24 protein-coding genes are annotated in these 25560 nt (G+C 59.7%); 13 read left to right on the top strand and 11 right to left on the bottom strand.

Going from position 1 to position 25560, the window contains the following annotated elements; genetic code table 11:
• Positions 1-43: 43 nt before the first annotated feature.
• From GOX45_RS07255 to alr, 3 genes are read right to left on the bottom strand one after another with little or no spacing between them, the layout of a single operon-like run.
• Complete coding sequence (locus tag GOX45_RS07255; RefSeq protein WP_171099454.1) at positions 44-790, bottom strand: ABC transporter ATP-binding protein; 747 nt, start codon at positions 788-790, stop codon at positions 44-46.
• Positions 787-1569, bottom strand: a complete 783-nt coding sequence (locus GOX45_RS07250) for an ABC transporter permease (RefSeq protein ID WP_171099453.1) — start codon at positions 1567-1569, stop codon at positions 787-789. The genes GOX45_RS07255 and GOX45_RS07250 overlap by 4 nt, the downstream gene beginning before the upstream one ends.
• Positions 1566-2600 carry an alanine racemase gene (gene alr, locus GOX45_RS07245; protein ID WP_171099452.1) on the bottom strand — a complete coding sequence of 345 codons (1035 nt, stop codon included), beginning with the start codon at positions 2598-2600 and terminating at the stop codon, positions 1566-1568. The genes GOX45_RS07250 and alr overlap by 4 nt, the downstream gene beginning before the upstream one ends.
• Positions 2601-2854: 254 nt before the next feature.
• Between alr and GOX45_RS07240 the strand changes: the two genes are divergently transcribed.
• Positions 2855-3394: a GNAT family N-acetyltransferase gene (locus GOX45_RS07240; protein WP_171099450.1), complete on the top strand. Its 540-nt coding sequence runs from the start codon at positions 2855-2857 to the stop codon at positions 3392-3394.
• A 49-nt stretch (positions 3395-3443) separates the two neighbouring features.
• Here the strand turns inward: GOX45_RS07240 and GOX45_RS07235 are convergent, their stop codons facing one another.
• The 5 genes from GOX45_RS07235 to GOX45_RS07215 all read right to left on the bottom strand — a co-directional run bounded on the left by GOX45_RS07235 (position 3444) and on the right by GOX45_RS07215 (position 8028).
• Entirely contained in the window at positions 3444-4934 is a 1491-nt protein-coding gene (locus GOX45_RS07235) for a replicative DNA helicase (protein WP_171099448.1), read from the bottom strand.
• Between the two features lie 225 nt (positions 4935-5159).
• Positions 5160-5840 carry an orotate phosphoribosyltransferase gene (locus GOX45_RS07230; RefSeq protein ID WP_171099446.1) on the bottom strand — a complete coding sequence of 227 codons (681 nt, stop codon included), beginning with the start codon at positions 5838-5840 and terminating at the stop codon, positions 5160-5162.
• 84 nt (positions 5841-5924) lie between these two features.
• Entirely contained in the window at positions 5925-6407 is a 483-nt protein-coding gene (locus tag GOX45_RS07225; protein ID WP_171099444.1) for a CinA family protein, read from the bottom strand.
• Positions 6404-6901, bottom strand: coding sequence for a phosphatidylglycerophosphatase A (locus GOX45_RS07220; protein ID WP_171099442.1), 498 nt, complete (start codon positions 6899-6901; stop codon positions 6404-6406). Before GOX45_RS07220 ends, GOX45_RS07225 begins: the two co-directional genes overlap by 4 nt.
• Entirely contained in the window at positions 6898-8028 is a 1131-nt protein-coding gene (locus tag GOX45_RS07215; protein WP_171099441.1) for a bifunctional 2-C-methyl-D-erythritol 4-phosphate cytidylyltransferase/2-C-methyl-D-erythritol 2,4-cyclodiphosphate synthase, read from the bottom strand. Before GOX45_RS07215 ends, GOX45_RS07220 begins: the two co-directional genes overlap by 4 nt.
• Before the next feature lie 181 nt (positions 8029-8209).
• On the opposite strand from GOX45_RS07215, the gene dusB reads away from it, so the two are divergent.
• The 7 genes from dusB (at position 8210) to GOX45_RS07180 (ending at position 17181) form a co-directional block, all read left to right on the top strand.
• Entirely contained in the window at positions 8210-9193 is a 984-nt protein-coding gene (gene dusB / locus GOX45_RS07210) for a tRNA dihydrouridine synthase DusB (protein ID WP_171099439.1), read from the top strand.
• Entirely contained in the window at positions 9190-10269 is a 1080-nt protein-coding gene (locus GOX45_RS07205) for a nitrogen regulation protein NR(II) (RefSeq protein ID WP_171099438.1), read from the top strand. The genes dusB and GOX45_RS07205 overlap by 4 nt, the downstream gene beginning before the upstream one ends.
• Complete coding sequence (locus GOX45_RS07200) at positions 10269-11636, top strand: response regulator (RefSeq protein ID WP_171099436.1); 1368 nt, start codon at positions 10269-10271, stop codon at positions 11634-11636. The genes GOX45_RS07205 and GOX45_RS07200 overlap by 1 nt, the downstream gene beginning before the upstream one ends.
• Before the next feature lie 192 nt (positions 11637-11828).
• Positions 11829-14024: a PAS domain-containing sensor histidine kinase gene (locus GOX45_RS07195; RefSeq protein WP_254445953.1), complete on the top strand. Its 2196-nt coding sequence runs from the start codon at positions 11829-11831 to the stop codon at positions 14022-14024.
• Entirely contained in the window at positions 14021-15430 is a 1410-nt protein-coding gene (locus GOX45_RS07190) for a sigma-54 dependent transcriptional regulator (RefSeq protein ID WP_171099434.1), read from the top strand. Before GOX45_RS07195 ends, GOX45_RS07190 begins: the two co-directional genes overlap by 4 nt.
• Positions 15408-15977, top strand: coding sequence for a helix-turn-helix domain-containing protein (locus tag GOX45_RS07185; protein WP_171099433.1), 570 nt, complete (start codon positions 15408-15410; stop codon positions 15975-15977). Before GOX45_RS07190 ends, GOX45_RS07185 begins: the two co-directional genes overlap by 23 nt.
• 43 nt (positions 15978-16020) lie before the next feature.
• On the top strand, positions 16021-17181 hold the full coding sequence (locus tag GOX45_RS07180) for an MFS transporter (RefSeq protein ID WP_171099432.1): 1161 nt from the start codon (positions 16021-16023) through the stop codon (positions 17179-17181).
• On the opposite strand, the gene GOX45_RS07175 is transcribed toward GOX45_RS07180, so the two are convergent.
• Positions 17159-17638, bottom strand: coding sequence for a hypothetical protein (locus GOX45_RS07175; RefSeq protein ID WP_171099431.1), 480 nt, complete (start codon positions 17636-17638; stop codon positions 17159-17161). The two genes, GOX45_RS07180 and GOX45_RS07175, sit on opposite strands and share 23 nt — an antisense overlap.
• A gap of 96 nt (positions 17639-17734) precedes the next feature.
• Here GOX45_RS07175 and trkA point away from each other — a divergent pair, with 96 nt between their 5' ends.
• The 5 genes from trkA (at position 17735) to GOX45_RS07150 (ending at position 22586) form a co-directional block, all read left to right on the top strand.
• Complete coding sequence (gene trkA / locus GOX45_RS07170; protein ID WP_171099430.1) at positions 17735-19111, top strand: Trk system potassium transporter TrkA; 1377 nt, start codon at positions 17735-17737, stop codon at positions 19109-19111.
• Positions 19111-20649, top strand: a complete 1539-nt coding sequence (locus GOX45_RS07165; protein WP_171099429.1) for a potassium transporter TrkG — start codon at positions 19111-19113, stop codon at positions 20647-20649. Before trkA ends, GOX45_RS07165 begins: the two co-directional genes overlap by 1 nt.
• Positions 20650-20780: 131 nt before the next feature.
• A complete protein-coding gene (gene hfq, locus GOX45_RS07160; RefSeq protein ID WP_010440340.1) occupies positions 20781-21020 on the top strand; it encodes an RNA chaperone Hfq in 240 nt (79 codons plus the stop codon).
• The gene (gene hflX, locus GOX45_RS07155) at positions 21020-22291 is read left to right on the top strand and encodes a GTPase HflX (protein ID WP_171099428.1); all 1272 of its coding nucleotides are present in this window, start codon (positions 21020-21022) and stop codon (positions 22289-22291) included. Before hfq ends, hflX begins: the two co-directional genes overlap by 1 nt.
• Positions 22292-22301: 10 nt before the next feature.
• Positions 22302-22586: a putative quinol monooxygenase gene (locus tag GOX45_RS07150; protein ID WP_171099426.1), complete on the top strand. Its 285-nt coding sequence runs from the start codon at positions 22302-22304 to the stop codon at positions 22584-22586.
• Positions 22587-22588: 2 nt separating this feature from the next.
• Here the strand turns inward: GOX45_RS07150 and GOX45_RS07145 are convergent, their stop codons facing one another.
• Both GOX45_RS07145 and GOX45_RS07140 read right to left on the bottom strand, forming a co-directional pair.
• Positions 22589-22984, bottom strand: coding sequence for an ester cyclase (locus GOX45_RS07145; RefSeq protein WP_171099425.1), 396 nt, complete (start codon positions 22982-22984; stop codon positions 22589-22591).
• 110 nt (positions 22985-23094) lie between these two features.
• Complete coding sequence (locus GOX45_RS07140) at positions 23095-25560, bottom strand: penicillin acylase family protein (RefSeq protein ID WP_171099423.1); 2466 nt, start codon at positions 25558-25560, stop codon at positions 23095-23097.

Here is a 25560-nt window from a genome sequence, read left to right as displayed (position 1 = left end):
GCCTTGCGAATTCTCAACTGAGAATTCAGTGGATGCTAGGCCATCACCGCACCGCCTCAATTGGCCCTTCCGCACTCCCGCTGATAAACTGTTCCACATAGGGATCGCCAGAGGCGTCCATCTGCCCGACAGGGCCGGTCCATTGTATCACACCGCTGTGCAGCATCGCTACGTTGTCGGCAATCGCGCGGACCGAGCTCATGTCATGGGTGATGGTCATGGCGGTGGCGCCCATCTCGGTCACGATCTCGCGGATCAGGTCGTTGATGACGCCCGACATGATCGGGTCGAGGCCGGTGGTGGGTTCGTCGAAAAAGATGATCTCGGGCTCGGCGGCGATGGCGCGGGCCAGGCCCACGCGTTTTTGCATGCCGCCCGACAGCTCGGCGGGAAAGCGGTCGGCCACGTTGGCCTTCAGACCCACACGGCGCAGTTTGTCGATGGCAATTTCACGGGCGTAATCCGCCGGACGCTTCAACGGCCCGCGCAGCAGGCGGAAGGCCACGTTTTGCCAAATGGGCAGCGAGTCGAAGAGGGCCGCACCTTGAAACAGCATTCCGAACCGAGCCAGAAACGCATCACGGTCGCCTTTGGTGGCATCCTTGCCATCCACATAGATCATCCCGCTGTCGGGTTTGATCAGGCCCAGAATACATTTCAGCGCCACAGATTTTCCCGTGCCCGATCCGCCGATAATAACCATCGACGTGCCCTTGGGGATCTCAAGGTTCATGCCTTGCAGCACATGGTTTTCGCCAAAGGCTTTGTGAACGTTCTCCATCCGGATCATAGCGAGAAGAATACCCCCGTGAGAACGAAGTTGGCAGCCAGGATCAAAACCGCTGCGGCCTCGACCGAGCCTTTGGTCGCCCGGCCCACACCCTGCGCGCCGCGGCCCGAGTTCATACCGTAATAGCAGCCCATGATCGCCGCGATTACGCCGAAGGCGGCACCTTTGACCAGAGATGAGACGATGTCTCGGGTTTCCAGAAAGTCGACCGTGTTTTTCAGATACGCGGCGGGGTTGAAGCCCAGATTTTGCGTGGCAACCGTATAACCGCCCGCAATGCCGATGATGTCTCCAACCCCGACCAGGGCAGGGACGGTGATCAACGCCGCCAGCACGCGCGGGGCGGTGAGGTATTTCATCGGATGCGTGGAGAGCGTGACCAGAGCGTCAATCTGCTCGGTCACTTTCATCGTGGCGATTTCGGCAGCGATGGATGACGTCACACGTGCCGCTATCATAAGGCCGACCAGAACCGGTCCAAGCTCTCGCACCATGCCGATGGCCACGATCTGCGGCACCACAGCCTCGGCATTGAAGCGCGCGCCACCAGCATAGATCTGCAAGGCCAGCGCTCCGCCGGTGAAAATCGCAGTCAGGCCCACCACGGGCAGGGACAACCAGCCGATATTCAGCAGCGCCAGGGCAAATTCACGTGGATAAAAAGGCGGGCGCACGATATGCGACACCGCATCCAGCGCGAACAGCGCCACGCGGCCAAAGACCGCAAACAGGTTCAGAATGGCTCGACCAAGCCCGCCAAGCGGTGACAATGGGTTCATTCGACATAGCCCCGCGAATAGCGGCTGCCGAGCGAGGTGAGGATTTCATACCCGATGGTGCCTGCGGCTTCGGCCAGATCGTCAACGGTTTGGTGCCCGTTCAGGATACGCAGGCGTTCGGGGTCCTGGGGCAGGTCCGTGACGTCGATCGTGATCAGATCCATGGAAATGCGCCCGACGACCGGGCAGGGCTGATCGCCCACAAAGGCGTCGATGCCGCCACCGATGGCGCGATGCAAACCGTCCGCATACCCCGCCGCAACTGTCGCGATACGCGACGGGCGGCGTGCGGTCCAGGCATTGCCATAGCCCACAGTCTCGCCCACATCGACGTGACGCACCTGAATGACCGGCAGGTCGATGGTGACCACCGGCTTGGCCGCGGTAAAGGGCAGGCCACCATAAAGGCCAACGCCCGGGCGGCAGAGGTCGAAATGATATTCCGGCCCCAGGAGGATACCACCGGTCGCCGCCAAAGAGCGCGGGGCCGAGATCCCACCGGTCATGTCCTTGAAGCTTTGCAACTGTTGTCGGTTCATCGGGTGGTCTGGTTCGTCCGCGCAGGCCAGATGCGACATGACCAAGGCCGGGTTGCGCGCCAGCACGGCGCTGCGCAATGCCGACCAGTCCGACGGCTCCAGCCCCAGACGGTTCATGCCGGTGTCCAGCTGAATGCCAAAGGGATGGTCGGGCAGGGCGTCGAAATGGCGTTGCACCTGTTGTGGCGCGTTCAGCAGCGGGATCAGATCATGGTCGCGCAGAAGGTCGGTATCGCCGTCCATATGCCCAGAAAAGACAAAGATGCGCGGCTCGGGGCCCAGGACTTTGCGGATTGGAACGCCTTCTTCGGCGGCAGCAACAAAAAAGCTGCGCACTCCTTCTTCGGCCAGGGCCAATGCGACGGGTTCGGCACCCAGCCCATAGGCGTCGGCTTTGACCACGGCGCCGGTTTCGGCGGACGACAAAGAGCTGAGCGCGCGCCAGTTACTGGCCAGCGCAAGAAGGTTGATGGAAAGGCGTGCTGTACTCATGGCAACGTTCATGACATTGCATCGACCAAGGTCAAGAGGGAAAGATTGTTTTCGGCATCAGAAAGCCCAGGGAACCGGCAAGTTCCAGCCATATCAACACATTTTTACAAACGCCCCATGCGCAGATCAGGGTCGAGGTTCTTGTGATTGTGCTCAAATGACCGTTAGATCTCTTATACCAGAGTGTATCGTTTCGCGCTTTTCAGCGCTAAGTTGAATGCAATCTGGCATCGTAATCGGAAACGGAAGAACAAATGGAATTTTCTACCGGCCACAAAGATCACCAGGCCGAGATCGTCGCGTTTTTCGCGTCGGTTTTTTCGGCGTCAGAGGGGCCCGGCGAAGGCGCGTTGATCGGCGAATTCGTAGCTGATCTGCTGGCGACAACCCCAGCTGAGGATGTGCTGGTGTGCACCGCTCGTGACGAGAATGCGCTGGTCGGCTGCCTCTGCTGGTCGCGGATCCGGTTTGCCGAAGATACACGCATGGTATTCATCTTGTCCCCAGTGGCCGTTCACAGCGAGCGGCAAAAGGAAGGCATCGGGCAAAGGCTGATCGGATTCGGTTTGGATCAAATGCGGTTACAGAAAGTCGATGTGGTTCTGACCTATGGCGACCCGGCGTATTATGGCAAATCCGGCTTTCTGCCCATTACGTCAGAGGTTGCGCAACCGCCTTTACCGCTCAGCTATCCGCATGGGTGGTTGGGGCAATCGCTGAAAGAGGAGGCGTTGGCCCCTTTGCAGGGCCAATCCCGGTGCGTCGCGGCATTGAACAATCCCAACCTTTGGTGAGTTGAGCACCACCGCCAGGTCGAACCGTTTTCCCGCAACGACAAAAGGGTCAGTACCCCTCGATCTCACCGCTTTGCTGCCAAGGCTTGACCAGATTGCCGAACCGCGTGAATTGCGCTTCGAACGACAGCTCGACCGTGCCGATGGGGCCATGGCGTTGCTTGCCGACGATAACCTCGGCCTTGCCGTGCAGACGCTCCATGGCCTGCTTCCACTCTTCCATCTTTTCCAACTCGTGATCGCCCGGCTTTTCCCGTTCCTTGTAGTATTCTTCGCGGAACACGAACATCACCACGTCGGCATCCTGCTCGATCGAGCCCGATTCCCGCAGGTCTGACAATTGCGGGCGTTTGTCGTCGCGGTTTTCGACCTGACGGCTGAGCTGAGACAAAGCGATCACCGGGATATTCAACTCTTTGGCGATGGCTTTCATCCCCATCGAGATTTCGGCAATCTCATTCACGCGGTTGTCGGACATGCCGCGGCACAGTTGCAGATAGTCGATGACCAGCAGATCAAGCCCGTGGGTTCTCTTCAGCCGCCGCGCACGCGCGGCAAGCTGAGAGATCGGGAGGGCGGGGGTGTCATCGATGAAGAGGGGGCAGGCTTCCAATTCCTTGGCCGCGTCCACGAAACGGCGGAACTCGGCCTCGGTCATATCGCCTTGACGGATCTTGTGGCTGGAAATTTCCGAGGCTTCGGCCAGAACCCGGCCCGCAAGCTGCTCGGCGCTCATTTCAAGTGAAAAGAACCCGACGACGCCGCCATCAATCGCGCCCTCGGATCCGTCCGGCTTCAAACCGCGCTTATAGGCCTTGGCCACATTAAATGCGACGTTGGTCGCCAGCGAGGTTTTACCCATCGAGGGCCGCCCCGCCAGAATGATCAGATCGGACGGGTGCAGCCCGCCCAGTTGTTTATCGAGATCGGCCAGACCGGTGGAAATCCCCGCCATGCCGCCACCACGCTGGTAGGCCTCGTTGGTGACGTTGACGGCTTCTGTGACCGCCTTGAGGAAGGATTGAAATCCTTGTTCGGTCTGGCCCTGCTCGGAAAGCTGATAGAGCTGTTGCTCGGCCTCGACGATTTGTTCTTTTGGTTCGCTGCTGACATCGACCCGCGCCGCCTTGTCCGAGATGTCGCGACCCAACCGGATCAGCTCGCGCCGGATGGCCAGATCATAGATCATCTGGGCATAATCATGCACCGCAAAGGCGCTGATCGAGGCCCCGGCCAGCTTCACCAGATAGGCAGGGCCACCGAGTTCTTTCAGGCCTTCGTCTTCGGCCATGAAAGACTTCAGCGTTACGGGGGAAGCCAGCGCATTCTTGGCGATGCGATTGGCTGCCACCTCATAGATGCGGGCATGGACCGGGTCATAGAAATGCTCGGCCCCGATGATCGATGCCACACGATCATAAAGATCGTTGTTGGTCAGGATCGCGCCCAAAAGCTGCTGCTCGGCCTCGATCGAATGCGGCATTGTTTCGGCGTTCTGAATTTGTGCCGCTGCCTGCTCGATACTGCTTATCTCGTTCATCTTGTCCCCGCTGCCCGTGCGCCGGTTCTACACGCGAAACACCACCACAAGCTATCTGGAAATACCTGTGGCTAAGTTGGGGTAAAGCCTTGGGATAACTTTCCGGACAGTTTGGATATCTGAATGCGCTTGGCTTATTATGTAGGAATTGACGCGAAAGTCACCAGATATCGTAGGCGAAGCTCCGATTCTTGTGGGCTTATCCCCAATCCATCCACAACAGATTTAACTGGATTTATTAGCCTCTTGCCAGCCACGTGGGTCGTTCAGAAATGCCTCGACCCCGCTAAGGGTCTCTGCGTCAAAGGCCTTTTGCGCTTTGGCCTCGGCCAGAACATCCCACCAGGTGCACAGCGAATGCAGGGTTATTCCGTGATCGCCCAGAGTTTTTTCGGTCTCGGGGAAAATACCATAATAGAAAATCACCACCGTGTGACCGCAGGTGGCCCCTGTTTCGCGGATCGCGTCGACAAAAGACAACTTTGATCCACCATCGGTGGTCAGGTCCTCGACCAGCAGCACCCGATCGCCTTCGCCCATCGTGCCTTCGATACGGGCATTGCGGCCGTAGCCTTTGGGTTTCTTGCGCACATAGGTCATCGGCAGCGCCATACGCTCGGCCACCATGGCGGCAAAGGGGATGCCCGCCGTCTCGCCCCCTGCGATGTTGTCAAACGCCTCAAACCCCGCATCCCGCATCACGGTGACCGTCAGGAAATCCATCAGAGTCGAACGGATGCGCGGGTATGAGATCAGCTTGCGGCAATCGATATAGGTCGGGCTGGGCAGACCAGAAGACAGCGTGAACCGCTCGCGCGCATTGAAATGAACGGCCTTGATCTCCAGCAGCATCCGCGCAGTCAGGCGGGCGATTTCGGTGCTATCGGGGAAAGAACTCGGGATCATGGCGCAAACCTCTGGGCTAAGGGAATGTTGCGGGCTGATAGCCTGACCTTCGGGTCAGAGTCGAGCCTGATTGTTCGCGCAAGCTCAGGTATCGTCGGTTGGCAAAAGCGCGTCGCGCAGCAGCGTCAAAGCGTGATCGCGCGCGGATTGGCGTACTTTGTCGCGTCCGAGCGCGCCAAACTCCACCGTTTCCGTCTGTGTGACATGGCCTTTGAAGGCCAGACCAAAGCAAACGCGGCCCTCGGGCTTGTAGTCAGAGCCGCCGGGGCCCGCGATTCCGGTGATCGACACCGCCAATAGCGCGTTTGAGTGCTGCAGGGCGCCTTCAGCCATTTCATGCGCAACCTGCTCTGAAACAGCGCCGTAAGTGTTCAAAGTCTGCGCCCGTATACCCAACATCTGTTCCTTTGCATCGTTGGTGTAGGTCACAAAGCCACGATCCACGACCGCTGAGCTTCCGGGAATATCCGTCAGCGCCGCCGCCACCATGCCGCCGGTGCAGCTTTCGGCGGTTGCGATCATGACACCGCGCGCTTTGGCCAGATCAAGAAGCTCGGATACGTTCACAGGCCCAATACCCCATGTGCGATGCCGGCCAAAGCCATGACGCCAATCGCGGCAAAGCAGCCGGCGATGACATCATCCAGCATCACGCCCATCGGGTCGCCCCTGCGGTCGGCCCAGCCAACGGGGCCGGGTTTGGTGATGTCGAACAGGCGGAACAGCAGAAATCCGGCCAGCCAACCGGGCCAGAGCGCCGTGATCTCGATCCCGTGCGCCCAGCTGGGGTAGGAGATTGCCCAGATTGCGATGAACTGTCCTGCAACCTCGTCGACGACAATCTCGGATGGGTCGTGATCGTCTTGCCCTGCCGTCATTACACCCGTGGCCCAAAGCCCGGCAGCGAAAACCGCAAGTGTTGCCAGCACAAGCAAGGGGAAGCCGCCGATCACATGCAACAGCCAGGCCAAAGGCAGCGCCGCAACCGAGCCCCAGGTGCCCGGGGCAGGGCGCAGATAGCCAACACCGCCCACGGTGCCAATCAGGCGCGCAAGGGTCATGATTTCACCAGACAGGCGGTGGCCAAGGCGGCGATGCCTTCGCTGCGACCGGTAAAGCCCAAACGCTCGGACGTGGTGGCCTTGACCGAGACCTGATCTGCCCGCAAGCCCATGATTTTGGACATTTCTTCCCGCATGGTCAGGGCATGGGGACCGATTTTTGGAAACTCACACACCAAGGTGCAATCGACGTTCGAGATGGCATAGCCCATGTCACTGGCCAGCGCGACGGCGTGGCGCAGAAAGATCTCGCTGGCCGCGCCTTTCCATTGCGGGTCAGAGGGCGGAAAATGCTGGCCGATATCGCCCTGCGCCAATGCGCCATAGATCGCATCGGTGACCGCGTGCATCCCGACATCCGCATCCGAATGCCCCTGCAATCCGCGACTGTGGGGTATTTTGATACCACACAGGATCACGTGATCTCCGTCGCCAAAGCGGTGCACGTCATATCCGTTGCCCAGCCTTACATCCATTTCCGTTCCCAATATCCGTTCCGCCCGGGCAAAATCCTCGGGTCGGGTGATTTTCAGATTATCCGCATCGCCCGGCACGATATGCACATCCAGCCCTGCGGCGCGGGCGACTTCGACATCATCTGCGGCCCCGCCGGAATGTGCCGCATGGGCGGCGACAATGGCGTCATAGTGAAACCCTTGCGGGGTCTGCGCGGCAAACAGGCTGCTGCGATCCTGCACCCCTTTGACGGTGTCCTCTGATCCCACCCACAACGCGTCAGTTACTGCTAGGCCCGGCGCTGCGGCTTGGTGGGTGTTCAGGGCCTCGATCACGTCCTTTATGATGCGCGCAGACACGCATGGGCGCGCTACATCGTGGATCAGCACCTTTTCCACACCCAGACCTGTCAAAGCCTGCAATCCATTGCGGACCGAGCCCGCGCGATCCGCGCCCCCAGGCGCCAGGATCAGGTCGCTTTTGCGGAACTCGTCCCAGGGCGCCCGGTCGTCTTCTGACAGGACCAAAACAACGTGATCAACCGCCCCGCGTAACCGGTCCAGCGTCCAGTCCGCGACGCGTCGCCCGGCCAGGCTGCGCCACTGCTTTGGAACACCGCCACCGGCGCGTATTCCGCGTCCTGCGGCGACGATGATGGCGGCTGTGGTCATGGTCAAATTGGCTCCTGTCTTGGGGTTTGTTTAGGGGGCGGTGAATGCAGTGGCAATCACCTCTGATCGAGTGATTAAAAATTAGGCAGGTGATGATTTTGCAGGCTTATTGCCTTGCGATTCATTGTTCACCCCCTCAAGACCCGGTATCAAAGCGGTAATTGCCTAAGGATTAAGCACATTGACACTTCGCCTCGCTGACAAAGACGTGTCACCACCTGTTTTGCTGGCCCCCATGGCCGGAATCACCGATCGCCCGTTCCGCGACCTGGTGATGCGCTTTGGCGCCGGGTTGGTGGTGAGCGAAATGGTCGCCAGTCAAGAGATGGTGCAGGCCAAGCCCGGTGTCCGGGAGCGGGCCGAACTGTCGGCGGATGTGGAAAACACCGCTGTGCAACTGGCCGGGCGCGAGGCGCATTGGATGGCCGAAGCTGCGCGACAAGTGGCCGATCGCGGCGCGCGGGTAATCGATATCAATATGGGCTGCCCCGCCAAGAAGGTGACCAATGGCTATTCAGGTTCAGCCTTGTTGAAGACCCCAGATCACGCGCTGACGCTGATTGAGGCTGTGGTTGCCGCCGTGGACGTGCCTGTGACGTTGAAAACCCGGCTGGGTTGGGATGACGCATTGCTGAACGCGCCCGTGGTCGCGCGCCGGGCGCAGGATGCCGGGGTTCAGATGGTCACGATCCATGGGCGCACGCGCTGTCAGTTTTACAAGGGCCATGCCGACTGGCGGGCTATTCGGGAAGTGTCTGAGGCCGTTTCGATCCCTGTCATTGCCAATGGTGATATCGTGGACAGCGCCGCCGCGCGCGGCGCGTTAGACCAATCCGGTGCAGATGGCGTGATGATCGGGCGCGGTGCGCAGGGCAAGCCCTGGCTGTTGGCGCAGGTGTGCCACGATCTTTTTGGACAGACCGCACCCGAGGTTCCCGAAGGTGACGATCTGATTGACATGGTGCGTGCGCATTATCAGGCGATGTTGAGCTTCTATGGCCGCGATCTGGGCCTGCGCGTCGCCCGCAAACATCTGGGATGGTACATGGATGAGGCCGGAACACCACCGCAGCTGCGTCGTGCGGTTCTGACGTCGCGAGATCCCGAAGAAGTCATGCGCCTGCTTGCAGATGCTTTAACTCCGGTTGAGCAGGTGGCGGCATGAACTCGGACAAAAGCATATGGGCCTCGCTGCCCGTTCCGGCCTTTATCATTGACCCCGAAGACCGGATTGCTGACGTGAATTCTTCGGGCGAAGGTTTCTTGAACGCATCGCGCAAGGCCGTAATCGGCACGCCCGTCTGGGACATGATCGCCGTTGACGCGCCCTTGGAAGAGGCGTTCCTGCGAGCCCGCGCTCAAAGCACGCCGCTCTTTGTCAATGATGTTGATGTCGGGTCCGGCAACCGGGCACCGCTACAATGCGCGCTTCAGATCGCGCCGCTGGTCGGGCATGAGGGCTCGATGATCATGACCATCTCGCCACGCGAGCTGGCCGGGCGCATGACACGAGGCAATACGGTGAAATCGGCCGCGCAATCGGCCATTGGCATGGCCGAGATGCTGGCGCATGAAATCAAGAACCCGCTGGCCGGGATCACCGGCGCGGCGCAACTGCTGAGCATGAATATACCGGCGGAAGATCTTGAACTTACTGATCTTATCGTGGCTGAAACCCGCAGGATCGTTAAGCTGTTGGAGCAGGTCGAGCAGTTCGGGAACCTGTCCGTGCCTGATTTCAAGCCAGTCAATATTCACGACGTGCTGGACCGTGCGCGTCGGTCGGCTTTGCTGGGTTTTGGTGCCCACATGACCATTATCGAGGATTATGATCCCTCCTTGCCTCTGGCCTATGGTGACCCGGATCAGTTCCTGCAAGTGGTTCTGAACCTTCTCAAGAACGCCTCGGAAGCTGCTGACCCCAAGGGCGGAACCATTCGCCTGCGCACCTATTTCGAACACTCGTTCCGCCTGCGCCGCAGTGACGGGTCGGGCCATTCGCTGCCCTTACAGATCGAGATTATCGATGATGGCCCTGGCCTGCCCGAGAAAATTCGCAGCGATATTTTTGACCCGTTCGTGTCGGGCAAGGAAAACGGCACCGGGCTTGGTCTGGCGCTGGTTAGCAAAATCGTCTCGGACCATGACGGCTGGATATCGGCTGACTCGGTCCCCGGACGCACCGTATTTCGCCTGTCCCTGCGGCGGGCGCCCAAAGAAAGCAAAAAGGAGAGCAGCTGATGGATGGCACTATTCTGGTTGCCGACGACGACCGAACCATTCGTACGGTTCTGACACAGGCTCTGACCCGCGCCGGGTGCAAGGTGCACGCGACCTCGTCGCTGACAACGCTGATGCGCTGGGTGGCCGAAGGCAAGGGGGACGTCGTGATCTCGGATGTGGTCATGCCTGATGGCAACGGGCTTGAGATGCTGCCCAAGATTGCGCAGGACCGGCCCGGTTTACCGGTGATTGTCATCTCGGCGCAGAACACGATCATGACGGCGATTCAGGCCGCTGAAGCGGATGCCTATGACTATTTGCCGAAACCCTTTGATCTGCCGGACCTGATGAAGCGCACCGCGCGCGCGCTTGAGCAGAAGCAACGCAACATTCCCGACGCACAGGAGGCAGCAGAAGACCGTCCCGATGAGTTGCCTCTGGTTGGACGCACACCGCTGATGCAGGCACTTTATCGGCTTGTCGCGCGGGTGATGAACACCGATTTGCCGGTGATGATTTCTGGTGAAAGTGGGTCAGGTAAGTCTCTGATTGCACGTGCTATTCACGATTTTTCGGATCGGAGAACCCTGCCTTTTGTAACGGCCACGGCGGCTGACCTGAGTGATCTGGAAGGCCCGGCACGGGTGATGGCACGCGTGCGTGGGGGCACGCTGCTGATCGACGAGATTACCGATATCGAAGACGAGATTCAGGCGCGCATCGTGCGCATGATGGATACCCCGGGCGATCATGTGCCACGGTTCATGGCCACCAGTCAGGGTGATCTGACCGAAGCGATGGAGACCGGGCGTCTGCGGCAGGATCTGTATTATCGCCTGTGCGGAGCAACCATTCACGTGCCAGCGCTACGTGAGCGGGTGGATGACATCACTTTGCTGGCTGAACATTTCCTGACGCGGGAAGAGCGCGAGACAGGTATCAAACGCTGGCTAAGCCCCGAAGCGGTAGAGCTGGTGCGCCGCTATTCCTGGCCCGGCAATGTGCGGCAGTTGGAAAATGCGATCCGCAGGCTGAGCCTGACCAGCCGGGCGAAAGAGATTTCCAAGGCCGAGGTCGAACTGGTTCTGGGCAGCCAGCCCGAGGCCGAACCGGTTCTGGGGGATGGCGAGCGCGAAAAACTGTCGACTTCGGTCGCGCGTCATTTGCGCCGATATTTCGACCTACACGGCAATATCTTGCCACCGCCGGGCCTGTATCAGCGCATTCTGCGCGAGGTCGAGGCGCCTTTGATCGATATTGCCCTGGACGCAACCGGCGGAAATCAGGCGAAATGTGCCGATTTATTGGGAATCAACAGGAATACGCTGCGGAAAAAGATAACTGACCTCGATATTCAGGTGACACGCCGTCGCAAACTGATGTAATATCGCCACACAAACTGTGGCGTCCAGGTTCAAAGCTGGGAAAGACCACGAGATATGGCGGTAAGCCGCGCAAGCGGCACATCAGGATGAGGGCAGACGGTGGCAACGCGGGCACAGAGCGGGCCTATTCCAGCGATTAACCGGTGGCGAAAGTCCCGGAAACTGCGCAATTTCAGCACCTTGGGCCTGGTTATGCTGGGCCCGGTTTTGGCGTTTGCAACCTATCTGGTTATTGGTCCCTTTGATCTGGGTGCTGCGGCGCCGACCCTGCGTCTGATTCTTCTTGCCGATCTGGTTTACGTGCTGGTTGTGGCCGCTCTGGTGCTGGGCCAGCTTGGCAGTCTGATTGCGGCACGCCGTGCGAAATCCGCCGGCTCGCGTCTGCATTTGCGCTTGATCGGCGCGTTTACGCTGCTGGCGCTGGTCCCCACGGTGACCGTGGCGATTTTTGCCGGGCTAACGGTGAATATCGGGCTTGAAGGCTGGTTTTCGGATCGGGTGCGCGGGGTGGTTGGATCCTCGCTCAGCGCCGCCGAAGCCTATGAACAAGAACACCGGCAGGGCCTGACTCAGGATGCGGTGGTCCTGGCGCGGTTTCTCGACAACGCTCGGTCGCTGGATTTCTATATCTCGGATGCCGAACTGCGCGAGGTATTGGCGCAAGGGCAAGGCCAGATCCAACGTGGCCTGCGCGAGGCTTATGTGATCGACGGCAGCGGGGAGATCCGCGCACGCGGCGACAGATCCTACCTGTTCGACTATGAACAGCCGACCCCCGAACAGATGATCGAAGCGCAGGATGCGCGCGTTGCGATCATTGCCGACTGGGCCAATAGCGAGTTTCGGGCCCTCGTGCCGCTCAGGGCCTACACGGATCGCTATCTTTATGTCAGTCGCGAAGTCGATGGCGAGTTGCTCACGCTGTTGGATGAAACCAAGGAAACGGCCCAGTTCTACAGCCAGCTTGAAAGCGACCGTGGGCGGGTTCTGTTTCAATTCGGCCTGCTCTATCTGGGATTTGCGGTTATTTTGATCCTGGCGGCCATGTCTTTGGGCATGTGGTTTGCCGAACGCCTGTCGCGCCCGGTCGGGCGGTTGACGACTGCGGCGCAGCGCGTCGGGGCCGGGGATCTGAGCGTGCAGGTGATCGAAGAGAAAAGCGACGACGAGATCGCGATGCTGGGGCGGTATTTCAACCAGATGACCCGCCAGCTCAAAGGACAGCGTGACACGCTGCTGGAAAACACCCGTCAGATCGAACGCCGCCGCAGATTGTTCGATTCCGTGCTCAGTTCGGTCACATCAGGCGTTGTGGGGGTGGATTCGGACGGGTATGTCACCTTCGTGAACCGGTCGGCCCAACGCTTGCTGGACTGGTCGCGGGGCGAAGAACATCTGGCGATTGGTATCGCTGTGCCCGAATTCATGCCTCTGTTCGAAAGTCTCAAGGAAAGCGGGCAGGAGGCCGTACAGGAAGAGATCAAGGTCACCCGTAAAGGAAGGTTGGAAAACCTGCTGGTGCGGATGGCGACCCGGCGTGGTGAGGATGGTGGCTTGGAGGGCTATGTGGTGGCCTTTGACGACGTCACCGATCTGGTCAGCGCCCAGCGTATGGCGGCCTGGGGCGATGTTGCCCGCCGCATTGCGCACGAGATCAAGAACCCTCTGACGCCCATTCAGCTGAGCGCGGAGCGGATCAAACGCAAGTTCTCTCCCAAACTGGAAGAAGATGACTGCGATACGATGGTGTCGATGACCGATGTGATCGTGCGGCAGACCAATGATTTGCGGCGCATTGTCGATGAGTTCTCGAAATTCGCCCGGATGCCCGAGCCGGATCGCCATGAGGCGGATGTGGTGAATCTGGTGCGTGAGGCCGTGTTGCTGCAGCAGGCCGGTCAGCCCGAAGTGGAGATCACAGCCGATCTGCCGGATCAGCCGATCATGGGCGATATTGATGCCACCATGCTAAGCCAGGCGCTGACGAACCTGATCAAGAACGCGGGCGAAGCGATTGAAACCCTGAAACAAAAAGGTGCGCCCGAAAATCTGGCGCCGCAGATCAAGGTGGTCGTGTCCAGTGACGACGCGGGCACCCAGATCACCATTGCTGACAACGGCATTGGCCTGCCCGAAGATCGGGCGCGGCTGTTTGAACCCTATGTGACGACGCGGGACGAGGGCACGGGCCTTGGGTTACCGATCGTCAAGAAAATCATCGAAGAACATGGCGGAGCGCTGAGCTTGGAAGATGCGCCCGTCTTTGACGGACAGGACCATTTTGGCGCAATGGCTGTGATCCGACTGCCGGGGGTCAACGATGCCCCAATCTCTGCGCCATCAAAACAGGCGATTAAAACCAACATAATGAAAGCAGGCCAAAGATGAGCGATATTCTGATCGTAGACGACGAACGCGACATCCGCGAGCTGGTGTCCGATATTCTTGAGGACGAAGGCTTTTCGACGCGGCTCGCAGGGAATTCCGATGACTGCATGGCGGCCATCAATGCCGAGCCTCCGGGGCTGTTGATCCTTGATATCTGGCTGAAAGACAGCCGGATGGACGGGATCGACATTCTGAAGGCGGTGAAACGGGACAATCCGGATGTGCCGGTGGTCATCATTTCGGGTCACGGCAATATCGAGATCGCGGTCGCTGCGATCAAACAGGGGGCTTATGACTTTATCGAAAAGCCCTTCAACATCGATCAGTTGATGGTGGTGATCCGCCGCGCCATGGAAACCTCGCGCCTGCGTCGCGAGAATGCCTCGCTCAAGCGCAAAGAGGTCAGCAGTTCGGACATGATCGGTAAGTCAGCGGCCTTCCGGGGTATGCTGGGACATCTGGACAAGGTGACCAAATCGAACGGTCGTGTGATGCTGAGCGGGCCAGCCGGGTCCGGCAAAGAGATTGCTGCGCGGTATATCCACGCCCATTCCAATCGCGCCAATGCGCCGTTTGTGACCGTCAACTGCGCCGGGATCGAGCCTGAACGCGTCGAAGAGGTTCTGTTTGGGCGCGAGTCGGCCGAACGCGGTGTTGAATCGGGCCTGTTGGAGGAGGCGCATGGCGGTGTCATCTATTTCGATGAGGTGGCCGATATGCCTTTGGGCACGCAGTCCAAGATCCTGCGGGTGCTGGTGGATCAGCAGTTCCAGCGGGTAGGTGGCAGCGACAAGGTGCGCGTCGATCTGCGGGTGATCTCATCAACCAACCGCGATCTTGAGGCCGAAATCGCAGCCGAGCGGTTCCGCGAGGAACTTTATCACCGTCTGAACGTTGTGCCGATTGCCGTACCTTCGCTGGAAGAACGGCGCGAGGATATCCCGGTTCTGGCGCAGCATTTCATCGAAATGTGCAACGAGACTCAGGGCCTGCCAGTGCGGGAATTGTCGGATGAGGCCGTCGCCTTGTTGCAGACAATGACTTGGCCGGGCAATGTGCGACAGCTCAAGAACTTGATCGAACGGGTGCTGATCTTGGGTGATGGCACAGATCCGATCGAAGCGCGCGAGCTGCCCAGCGAAGAAGAAAAATCCGACGAATCCGGTCGCGTCGTTCTGTCGGGCGCTCTGGCGACCTTGCCGCTGCGCGAAGCCCGCGAAGCGTTCGAGCGCGAGTATTTGTTGACCCAAATCAACCGCTTTGGGGGCAATATCAGCCGCACCGCAAGCTTTGTCGGCATGGAGCGCAGCGCGCTGCATCGCAAACTGAAATCGCTGGGTGTTGTGACCTCGAACAAATCCGGCGCACGAGTGGCCCAGATCGATGAACCTGAACCGGCAGAGTGATCTGCCGGGCTATCCCGCCTTTGGCAAACGCCTGAAGCGGGTGCGGCGGTCGGTCGGGCTGAAACAATCGGCATTGGCGCAGGCGATGGGGGTCAACCAAACAACGATTTCGCGTTGGGAAAGCGGCGACCTGACCCCTTCGGCCTCGGTGCAGCGCGCCGTCTTTCGCGCCTGCGGCGGCACGCAGATGGAGGATGCCGCGTTGAAGCGTCTGGTGATGCATTCGTCGCAATGTCTGCATCTGGTTGAAGAGGCCAGCCACAGGTGTCTGGCGTATTCGACAGGGCGCGCGCGCGATTGGAAGACCAGTCAAAGCGCCTTGCTGGGCGTACCACTTTGGCAATTTGCCACAGAAGAGATCCAAAAGGCCGAAGCCGAGCTGGAAGAGGAAGGCTGGTGGGACCTTCAGATGCCCAAACCCAAAGCATTCCAGACATCCGAGGCCGTGCATGACCGCATCCGCATCAGCGCGGGTCGGATCCTGTGGGAACGTTTGTATCTGTCAGATGGAACGCCGGTTCGATTGGTGAGCCCCGGCCACGCATAATTTATGCGTTTCAGCCCGTGCCAGACCCGGCTAGAACCGGGCCATGGTACAGATTTTCAAAGTTCTTTTGCTCTGGATGGCAGGATTGGGGGCGGCAACCCAATTCGCAAAGATCGCCGTCCCTTTTTCCGACGTAGCGGTGCTTTATCCCGATCACACCGGGTGGTTGTTGTCGATCATCAGTTTGGTCGGAGCGGTCTTGGGTGCGCTATCCGGCGCCATCGCAGGCCGGGTCGGGCCAACGCGTCTGCTGATCTTTGGTCTGGTTCTGGGCGGTGCGATTTCTGCGTTTCAGGCCAGCCTGCCGGGCTTTGCTGCGATGATGGCCAGCCGTGTGGTCGAGGGCGTTTCGCATCTCGCCATCGTGGTCGCCGCGCCAACCTTGATCGCTCAGATCACCACCGGACGGGCGCGCAACGTCGCAATGGTCTTGTGGAGCGCGTTTTTCGGTGTGGCCTTTGCCCTGAACGCCTGGATTGGCTTGCCCTTTGTCTCACAATTCGGACTTCCCGTTTATTTCATGACCCACGCGGTTTTGATGCTCTTGGCGGCTGTATTGATCCTTGCGTGCCGGATTAAGGTTGATCTTGGGCCGTATGAGGGCTCCGGCTTTGGCGTGACCGCGATTGCCCGGGTTCATCTGAACATCTATCGCTCGCCCTTCATATCGGCTCCTGCGGCGGGATGGTTCTTTTACACGCTGACCTTCGTGTCATTACTGGCCATCTTGCCCTCGCGTCTGCCCGAGGGGCAGGCCGCAATCGTTGCGGGGCTGATGCCTTTGGCTGGCATCGCCTTTTCCTTTGCGCTGGTTCCGGCCTTGTCCTCGGTAATCTCATGCGTGGCGGTGACGATGCTGGGGTTCTCGCTGGCCATCGCTGTTCTGGTTGCATCCCTTATGGGTGCGCCGCTGGCGGTGATCTGCGTCGCCTTGTTCGCTGTGCTGGGCCTGGTGCAGGGGGGCAGTTTTGCTGCCGTGCCTGAATTGAACTCAGTTGCTGCAGATCAGGCGGCCAGCTATGGGGCTCTGGCGCAGATGGGCAATGCGGGCAACCTGCTGGGCACTCCGATCCTGCTGGCGGTTCTGGGCGTGGGCGGAGAGTCTGCGATGGTGCGGGCGATCATCCTGTCTTATGGTCTGGCCATTACCGCGCATGGTTTTATGGCGCGTCGCCGCGCAATCAGCCTGACTGACCCGGTGTGATGATCTGAAGCGACCCGTCATCGAATTTGACAAAACACGATTGCGGGCTGAGCGGTGGCAGGGTTGTTGTTCGGCCTGGAGGCACGCTTGATTTTACCCCGGACTTGCAGGGTGGTAAACTGACCGGACGAAAGCCTTTTTCGGCCATGCACTGCGCCTCGACCGTGTTGCGCAGGCCTTTGTTGACATCGACGGTATAGATGCGTCCCGGCTCCCACCAGCCCGCGGTGCGATGACAGCGACCATTGCCGTCGCAATAGGTCCGGCCCGGCCAATAGGTCGGTGGAGTCTGCCTGATCTGGTTGGCTACTGGCGCGTCCTTGAGTGCCGCAACCTGACACGCCGTCGTTTCGGCCTGAAGCCGCGATACGCTTTCACCTTCGCGATAATAGAGCGACATCGGTCCGCAGGACATGAGCGTCAGGATCGGGATCAACAAGGCCAGCTGTGTTTTCATATGCTTATCTTGCCTCAGCCTGCGGGATATGACAATTCAATTGACCGCTTTGGGGGCATCTGTCATTCAAAGCTTTCAGGCAGAAGGGCCAGATACATGAAGGTCATCATTTGCGGCGCCGGACAGGTAGGCTGGCAGATTGCACGGCATTTGTCGGGTGAACTTAATGATGTGACAGTTGTCGACAACAATCCCGACCTTGTGCGCCGAGCCACCGAAACGCTGGATGTGCAGGGGATTGCTGGCTTTGCCAGCTATCCTGATGTGCTGGAGCGGGCAGGCGCGCGCGACGCCGATATGATCATTGCCGCGACCCATTCGGATGAGGTCAACATGGTCACCTGCCAGATGGCGCATTCGATCTTTTCGATCCAGCGGAAGATTGCGCGCCTGCGCTCGAAATCCTATTTGCAGGCGATCCATTCAGACTTGTTCCGTCGCGATCACCTGCCGATTGATGTTGTCATCAGCCCCGAACGCGAAGTGGCCGCAGCGGCCATGCGCCGCCTGTCTGCACCTGCGGCCTTTGACACCGAACTTTTCATGGACGGTAAGGCGCAATTGCTTGGTATTCGCGTCGATGAAGACTGCCCCATCGTCAACACACCCCTGCGACAACTGACCGACCTGTTCTCGACTCTCAGTTCGATTGTGGTCGGGGTGCGGCGCGAGGGGTCCTTGTTTGCCCCGGAATCCGAAGATCAGCTGTTTGTGGGTGATGAATGCTATGTGTTCACCAGCGTCAAGGATGTCGACCGCACGATGGAGGTGTTCGGGAAGACGCAGAAACAACAGGACCGCGTGGTTATCGTCGGCGGCGGTAACGTGGGGCTGGAGGTCGCGCGCACGCTGGAAGAGCGCGAAAGCCGGGTGCGGGCCAAGATCATCGAACGGGATCGTCAATGTGCAGAAGCGGCGGCTGAAGCGCTGGAGCGGACCATCGTGCTGCATGGCGACGGGTTGGATGCCGCATTGCTGAGCGAGGCAGGCATTGAGCGCGCAGACGCGATGCTGGCCGTTACCGACGACGACCGCACCAACATGCTGGCCGCCGTGCGCGCGAAAGAAGCGGGCAGTGCCTTGGCCATCGCTCTGATCAATGACCCAAGCATGGTGGCCTTGATGGGGCCGCTGGGAATTGATGCCTATATCAATCCGCGCGCCACCACCGTCAGTTCGATCCTGCGCCATATCCGCCACGGCCGTGTACGGCAGGTCTATTCCATTGGCGATGCCGAGGCCGAAGTCATCGAGGCCGAGGTCATGTCGACCTCGCCCATGGCCGGTCAGAAATTGCGCGATATCGATTTCCCCGAAGGTGTTTTGGTGGGCGCTGTGCGCAAAGGTGACGAGGTATTGCGCCCAACCGGCAGTCTGCGGATCGAGGAGAAGGACGTGGTGGCCATTTTTGCCATGGCCAAGGATGTGCCCGAGGTTGAGCGGCTTATGCAGGTCTCGATCGACTTTTTCTGATGGCAAGGGCGCGCGCACAACAGATCGGAGTATTGCGGCGCCTGCCGCTGCTGCTTTTGATCTGGGGGGCGGCGTCGCTGTCGATGTGGATCCCTGCGATCTATGCGCTTGTGCTGGACGATCACGAGACCTCGCGTGCGTTTTTCTATTCCAGTCTGATTGGGCTTTTTGCCGTATCGCTGATCGCCCTGGCGGTTCTGAACCGAGTGCCAAAACACGGGACATTGGGGCAATTGGCTGTTTTGCTGGCCTCGTTCACGGTTCTGCCCCTGTTTCTGGCGCTGCCTTTGTTCGAAGCTTTGGGCAATACCAGCTATCTGAACGCCTATTTCGATATGATCAGCGCTGTGACAACCACCGGCGCCGATCTGTTTCCCGATCCCGAACGGCTGACGGCACCTTTGCACCTTTGGCGGGCCCTTGTGGGGTGGATGGGTGGTCTGCTGATGTGGATCGCAGCGGCGGCGATTCTGGCGCCACTGTCTTTAGGGGGCTTTGAGGTGACGGCGCGGGGGCAGCCTGGTCGCCCGGTCTCGGGTGTGGCGCAGAGCGAAAAGGTTGATCCGCGTGGTCGTTTGTTGCGGGTCACGCGTACCCTTGCGCCGGTTTATGCAGGGCTGACTGCGGTGATCTGCATTCTGCTTTTGATCGCCGGCGAACAAGGCCTGACCGCTGTGTGCCATGCGATGTCGGTCATGGCGACCTCGGGCATATCGCCGGTCGGCGGTTTGGAAGGGTCGACAGCAGGCATAACCGGAGAGATGATCCTGTTCCTGTTCCTTCTGTTTGCTTTGTCGCGGCTGACCTTTTCAGCCGACACCGCAACCACCGGGTATGGCCGGCTGGACAAAGACCCCGAGTTTCGCATCGGTCTGGCGATTGTCTTGGCGGTGGCTTGTCTGCTGTTTTTCCGTGTTGCCGCCGGCGTCGCCGAGCTGGGATTGCAGATGACTTTCGGTCAGGCGGTTCAGGTGATCTGGGGTATGTTGTTTACCGTTCTGGCCTTCCTCACCACTGCCGGGTTCGAAAGCGCAAACTGGAATGATGCACAACAATTGTCAGGTCTTGGTACACCCGGCCTGATCCTGCTGGGGCTAGCTCTGATTGGCGGTGGTGTGGCGACCACGGCCGGAGGGGTCAAGCTGCTGCGGGTCTATGCGCTCTATCTGAATGGCAAGCGCGAGATTGATCGGCTGATCTTTCCGTCTTCGATCAGCGGTGAAGGCGGCGGCAATCGCCGTATCCAGAGCGATGGAGCCTTTATCGCCTGGATCTTCCTGATGATGTTTGCACTTTCGCTGGCGGTGTTTGACCTTATGCTGGCCGCTGCTGGGGTTGGGTTCGAGCAGGCTATGGTTCTCAGCGTTGCAGCGCTCAGCACAACGGGGCCGTTGATCGAGCTGGCCACAGATGTCCCGATCCGGCTGATCGACCTGTCCCCTTGGGCCAAATTGACGCTCTGCGCCGCGATGGTCATCGGTCGGCTCGAGACGCTGGCAATCATTGCATTGATCACACCGGCGTTGTGGCGTGATTGACAAGACATCAGGCTATTGGGCTAACGCCTGATTTTTCATCTGGAATATCTGCGCGCACCGCTCCATACTCTGCCGAAGGGAGCGCGTTGGCCCGCAGCGCGTAGCAAGAACAATGGCGAGATAATAAAAATATGGCTTCGGACAGACAGAATCTTCAGGATGCCTTCCTGAACAATGTACGGAAAGCTAAGGTTCCGGTCACGATTTTCCTGATCAACGGTGTGAAATTGCAAGGTGTGATCACCTGGTTCGACAATTTCTGCGTGCTGCTTCGGCGCGACGGACAGTCGCAGCTGGTGTATAAGCACGCGATATCGACCATCATGCCGTCACAGCCGATCAGCCTGTATGAGGGCGAAGACGCCTCTTGATGGATCATGACAGGACGCGCACCCGGGCCTGGGTGCTGCATCCCGAAATCAAATCAGATGAACAGCGCCGTGTCCCCGAACCGGCGCTGGATGAGGCGGTTGCGCTGGCAGCCGCTTTGCCCGATCTGGACGTGGTCGGTTCCGAGATCGTGCGCCTTCCGCGTGCTCAGGCGGGCCTGCTGTTTGGCAGCGGCAAGATCGAAGAGCTGGGCGAGCGGTTTCACGACAACGATATCGAACTGGTCCTGATCGACGGCCCGGTCACCCCGGTTCAGCAGCGTAATCTTGAAGAAGCGTGGAAGGTCAAGATCCTGGACCGTACTGGTCTGATCCTTGAAATCTTCAGTGACCGCGCGCGTACCCGCGAAGGGGTATTGCAGGTCGAGATGGCAGCGCTCAGCTATCAGCGCACGCGGCTGGTGCGGGCCTGGACCCACCTTGAACGTCAGCGTGGGGGCTTGGGATTTGTCGGCGGTCCCGGCGAAACCCAGATCGAGGCTGACCGCCGTGCGATTGACGAACAATTGGTGCGTTTGCGGCGACAATTGCAAAAGGTCGTCAAGACCCGCACGCTACACCGCGCGGCGCGCGCCAAGGTTCCCTATCCGATTGTGGCGCTTGTCGGCTATACAAACGCCGGAAAATCCACGCTGTTCAACCGGTTGACCGGGGCCGAGGTGATGGCCAAGGACATGTTATTCGCCACGCTTGACCCGACCATGCGGCGCGTTGTGCTGCCCGATGGCCCCGAGGTTATCCTGTCAGACACAGTGGGCTTTATCTCGAACCTGCCGACCGAACTGGTCGCTGCCTTCCGCGCCACGCTCGAAGAGGTTTTGGGGGCCGATCTGGTCGTGCATGTGCGCGACATCAGCCACGAAGAAACCGAAGCGCAGGCGCAGGACGTCGAAACCATCCTGACCTCGCTGGGCGTCGATGAAGACCGCCCACGGCTGGAGGTTTGGAACAAGATTGATCTGCTTGAGGCCGAAGAACGCGACGCGACACTGGCCCGCGCCGACCGCGATCCGGCGATCTTTGCGATTTCTGCGGTGACCGGCGAGGGGCTTGACCCGCTGCTGGCCGAGATCGCAACCAAGCTGCAAGGCGTGCGGCATGAGGCGACACTGACCCTTGCATTCTCGGAAGGCGACAAGCGCGCCTGGCTTTTCCGCCAAGACGTGGTCCGCGCGGAAGAGCAGACCGAGGACAGCTTTGTTCTGAACGTCCTTTGGACGGACAAACAAGCCGCGCAATTTGCGAAACTCTAGGGAGGGTGCGATGTCAGAGGGCAAAGTCTATCTAACTGGGCATATTTTGGTACCCGCTGACCGGGTTGAGGCCGTAAGGGCGGCTTTGCCTGAACATATTGAATTGACACGGGCAGAGCCCGGCTGCCTCTCGTTTGAAGTAGTGGAAGACGCAGACAATCCCGGCCAGTTCAATGTCAGCGAAGTGTTTGAAAACCAGGCCGCTTTCGAAGCGCATCAGAGGCGTGCGCAGGCCTCTCCTTGGTTCAAGGTGACCGAAGGCATCCCGCGCGACTTCAAGATTACGTCCGGCTAGCCTCAACCACCGTCAATCTGCCGCTGATAGTCTTCCGCGTCGAACCAGCCCAATGAGGATTGCACCTTGCCATCCTCGGTCAGGTCCCATTCTTCCCAGCCGCGCGTAACCACGTGATTGCCGGTCTGGGCGTGGTGGCCCTCTAATGTCCAGACAAAGATGGCGTGGTTACCGGCCCATCGCATCATGTCGCATCGGACTTCCAGATCGGGGAACTCGGCATAGAAACCACTGGCCATTTCGACGATGGCCGCGCGGCCTTTCAGCACGTCGCCCCGGTTGATGATGATTTGACCGTCTTCGGCAAAGAAAGCCGCAACCGCGTCCGGGTCGCCCGAGCTCCATGCGACGGCATAATCCCGCGCCAGATTGTTCAGCCGGTCTGTCACGCTGCCCATGGCTATTCCCCCATTTGCCGTTCCTTACCGTTTGGATGCTAGCTTGCCACCCCGCACCCGTCCACCGCGCGCAGTCAAAGCCAGGCGGATCGGCGAAAAACCGGGCGTGGTCAGCGACGAGGGGTCAGATGGGTGACACCAACAGCCGCCGCACGGGCCAGATCAATGTCCAGCGACATGGGGATATATTCACCCCGGCGCCACAGCTGCGCCTGATCGTCATAATAGCGCGACAAGAAGTGGCCCGATTGCCCGGTTGCGGTGATAAAGACCGAACTGTCAGGATCGGCAAAGTCATAGACTCCACGATAGCCAGCGCCATGCACGTTCTGGAACGGATCGGGCCCTTCGCCCGAGGTGCGACCGCGCAGCAGGGTGTTATCACCGCCACTGGTCGATTGGCGGATATTGACGAAATAGCGCAGCACCGGAACCTCACCCAGAACCGGGTGATCATGGGTGGCCTGATGCGCATCGCCCCAGCGCAGGGCCTCAAGCGCGCCACCATAGCGTTCGGTGATCCAGATCAACGCATCATCCAGCGCCAGACGGGCCATGTCGGTGCACGTCTCAACCGGGGCGCTTTGAAGGACGTCGCACCAGACGGACGCGCCGTCGATGTCGCGATAAACGCGTTCGATGAACAATGGTTCAACATGTTTGAACTCGGCCGCCAGCGGGCCCAGCTCATCCGCGATCAGGCGGTTCTGCAAGGCCCGGACCCAGGCGGCATAGATCAGCGGTTCGGGCAGATGTTCGTTCATCTCGCCGTTCCAGTCCGCCAGAAGGTTCAGGGCTGTTTGTCGTTGACGTTCAATCGTGCCTTCGGGGGCGGATTCGCCGGTGAACCACAGATCCGCACCGATCAGAGGCAGCAGCGAGCGCGCGGTAAAGCTGACGGTGTCCAGTTGCGCCTCGATAAAGCTGTCGCGCGTGTGCACCTCGCGCGATTGCATCAGGCGTTCCCAGCGATAGACCCGCTGCGTGTCGCCCCATTCATAAGAGACATGGTTGGGGAAGGGCCGGTCGACGATCTTGTTGTTGGTGTTGCCCAGAATACCTCCAACAGGGGCCACAAATTCGGGGTTATCCGCATAAGGCAGCCGCCCGTCCCAGCGATTGCGGGTCAGCCAGCCCGGCGTGGGGATGCGACCACGGCTTTGATTGTTCAGATCGCGCTTGGGCATGGCGCCGATCAGCTTCATGCCGATCATGTTCCTGTCGACCAGCGACAGGTTTTGCGAGGGCGCGATGAACCCTTCGGCAATCTCGATGGCCTCGCGCACCGTATCGGCATTCATCAGCGCCATGGAGGCGGTCATTGAGGTATCGCGCGCGCTGAGCGCCGTCCAGGACAGCGAGGCGACATGACCCGGTGGCGTGATGGTTTCCAGATCGTAATCCGTACCCGGCAGCACCGGGCCGTTCTCCGTCCATCGCAGGGTCAAGGTGATCGGAGCCTCATCCTTGATGTCGATGATCGACGGACGGGTCTGGAACCGTTTATAGCCCTCGGGTGTCAGATATTCCTCGGGGTCTTCAGGGTTCAGCTTTTCGATATGGAGGTCTTGGTCATCCAGATAGGATGAGGTCAGCCCCCATCCCAGCCGGTCGCTGCGGCCCGTCATGATCGCTGGCACTCCGGGGATGGACGCGCCGATCACACCACCTTTTTCCAGCTCGAGCCGCGCCAGATACCAGATGCCGGGCGCGGTGAAACCCAGATGCGGGTCATTGGCCAACAGCGTGCCACCGCTGGCTGATCGCGCAGGTGCTGCTGTCCAGGCATTTGACGCGCCAGCCAGGCCCCGTTCCGGAACAGGAGACAAAGGATGGCGCGGGGTCGGCTGGCTTTCGGCAAAGCGGGGCAGGGTTGGGAACAGCGCGGCATATTCGGGCAGCGCGGCAATGCCCTGACCCGGTATATCGGGCAAGATGTCAGCAAGCCGCGCCGGGTCGTTCAGCATCAATGAGGCGCGTGCGCGCAGCACCTCGTCTTGCAGATGGCCTGAAAGCTGGAGCCCCATCAGCTTGATAATCGCGAGGCTGTCACCGGGTTGCCAGGGTGAGACAGGCGCGTTGAACAGGAACATCTCGGGCGCACCACGCCCCAGCGCCATCTCATTGATTTCATCCAGACGCGCATTCACACCTGCGGCATAGGCCCGAAGGGCTGCTTTGGTATAGTCGTCCTGCACCTCGACCGAACGATGGGCCAGGCCATAGAGATCGAAGCGGCGCAAAAGCTTGTCAATGCCGACCGTTCGTGCGCCAAAGACTTCGGACAGACGACCTTGTGCCGTCCGGCGCAACACCGTCATCTGCCACAGGCGATCCTGCGCATGGGCATAGCCCAGCCCAAAGAACACATCCGGGTCGGTTTGGCCCAGAACATGCGGCACATTTGCAGTGTCGCGCACGATCTCGACCGGGGCGGAAAGGCCTGAGACCTCAAGGCTTTGATCATAATCGGGAAGGGATTGGCTGGCCAGGAAATAGACCAGCCCGATGGCCGCCAACGCCAGCAGGATCACCCCTGTTGCAATCCGTATCAACCAGCGAAATACGTGAACCAT

It is taken from the genome of Ruegeria sp. HKCCD7255, assembly GCF_013031565.1.
Lineage (GTDB): Bacteria > Pseudomonadota > Alphaproteobacteria > Rhodobacterales > Rhodobacteraceae > Ruegeria.
Note: the sequence above shows the minus strand (reverse complement) of the source record. Positions and strands in the feature narration are given on the sequence as shown.

Bases quoted from the DNA above. Each gene is read 5' to 3' on its own strand.
- GOX45_RS07255 (WP_171099454.1), bottom strand. From the start codon at position 790: ATGATCCGGATGGAGAACGTTCACAAAGCCTTTGGCGAAAACCATGTG.
- GOX45_RS07250 (WP_171099453.1), bottom strand. From the start codon at position 1,569: ATGAACCCATTGTCACCGCTTGGCGGGCTTGGTCGAGCCATTCTGAAC.
- alr (WP_171099452.1), bottom strand. From the start codon at position 2,600: ATGAGTACAGCACGCCTTTCCATCAACCTTCTTGCGCTGGCCAGTAAC.
- GOX45_RS07240 (WP_171099450.1), top strand. From the start codon at position 2,855: ATGGAATTTTCTACCGGCCACAAAGATCACCAGGCCGAGATCGTCGCG.
- GOX45_RS07235 (WP_171099448.1), bottom strand. From the start codon at position 4,934: ATGAACGAGATAAGCAGTATCGAGCAGGCAGCGGCACAAATTCAGAAC.
- GOX45_RS07230 (WP_171099446.1), bottom strand. From the start codon at position 5,840: ATGATCCCGAGTTCTTTCCCCGATAGCACCGAAATCGCCCGCCTGACT.
- GOX45_RS07220 (WP_171099442.1), bottom strand. From the start codon at position 6,901: ATGACCCTTGCGCGCCTGATTGGCACCGTGGGCGGTGTTGGCTATCTG.
- GOX45_RS07215 (WP_171099441.1), bottom strand. From the start codon at position 8,028: ATGACCACAGCCGCCATCATCGTCGCCGCAGGACGCGGAATACGCGCC.
- GOX45_RS07205 (WP_171099438.1), top strand. From the start codon at position 9,190: ATGAACTCGGACAAAAGCATATGGGCCTCGCTGCCCGTTCCGGCCTTT.
- GOX45_RS07200 (WP_171099436.1), top strand. From the start codon at position 10,269: ATGGATGGCACTATTCTGGTTGCCGACGACGACCGAACCATTCGTACG.
- GOX45_RS07195 (WP_254445953.1), top strand. From the start codon at position 11,829: ATGCTGGGCCCGGTTTTGGCGTTTGCAACCTATCTGGTTATTGGTCCC.
- GOX45_RS07190 (WP_171099434.1), top strand. From the start codon at position 14,021: ATGAGCGATATTCTGATCGTAGACGACGAACGCGACATCCGCGAGCTG.
- GOX45_RS07185 (WP_171099433.1), top strand. From the start codon at position 15,408: ATGAACCTGAACCGGCAGAGTGATCTGCCGGGCTATCCCGCCTTTGGC.
- GOX45_RS07180 (WP_171099432.1), top strand. From the start codon at position 16,021: ATGGTACAGATTTTCAAAGTTCTTTTGCTCTGGATGGCAGGATTGGGG.
- GOX45_RS07175 (WP_171099431.1), bottom strand. From the start codon at position 17,638: ATGAAAACACAGCTGGCCTTGTTGATCCCGATCCTGACGCTCATGTCC.
- trkA (WP_171099430.1), top strand. From the start codon at position 17,735: ATGAAGGTCATCATTTGCGGCGCCGGACAGGTAGGCTGGCAGATTGCA.
- GOX45_RS07165 (WP_171099429.1), top strand. From the start codon at position 19,111: ATGGCAAGGGCGCGCGCACAACAGATCGGAGTATTGCGGCGCCTGCCG.
- hfq (WP_010440340.1), top strand. From the start codon at position 20,781: ATGGCTTCGGACAGACAGAATCTTCAGGATGCCTTCCTGAACAATGTA.
- hflX (WP_171099428.1), top strand. From the start codon at position 21,020: ATGGATCATGACAGGACGCGCACCCGGGCCTGGGTGCTGCATCCCGAA.
- GOX45_RS07150 (WP_171099426.1), top strand. From the start codon at position 22,302: ATGTCAGAGGGCAAAGTCTATCTAACTGGGCATATTTTGGTACCCGCT.
- GOX45_RS07145 (WP_171099425.1), bottom strand. From the start codon at position 22,984: ATGGGCAGCGTGACAGACCGGCTGAACAATCTGGCGCGGGATTATGCC.
- GOX45_RS07140 (WP_171099423.1), bottom strand. From the start codon at position 25,560: ATGGTTCACGTATTTCGCTGGTTGATACGGATTGCAACAGGGGTGATC.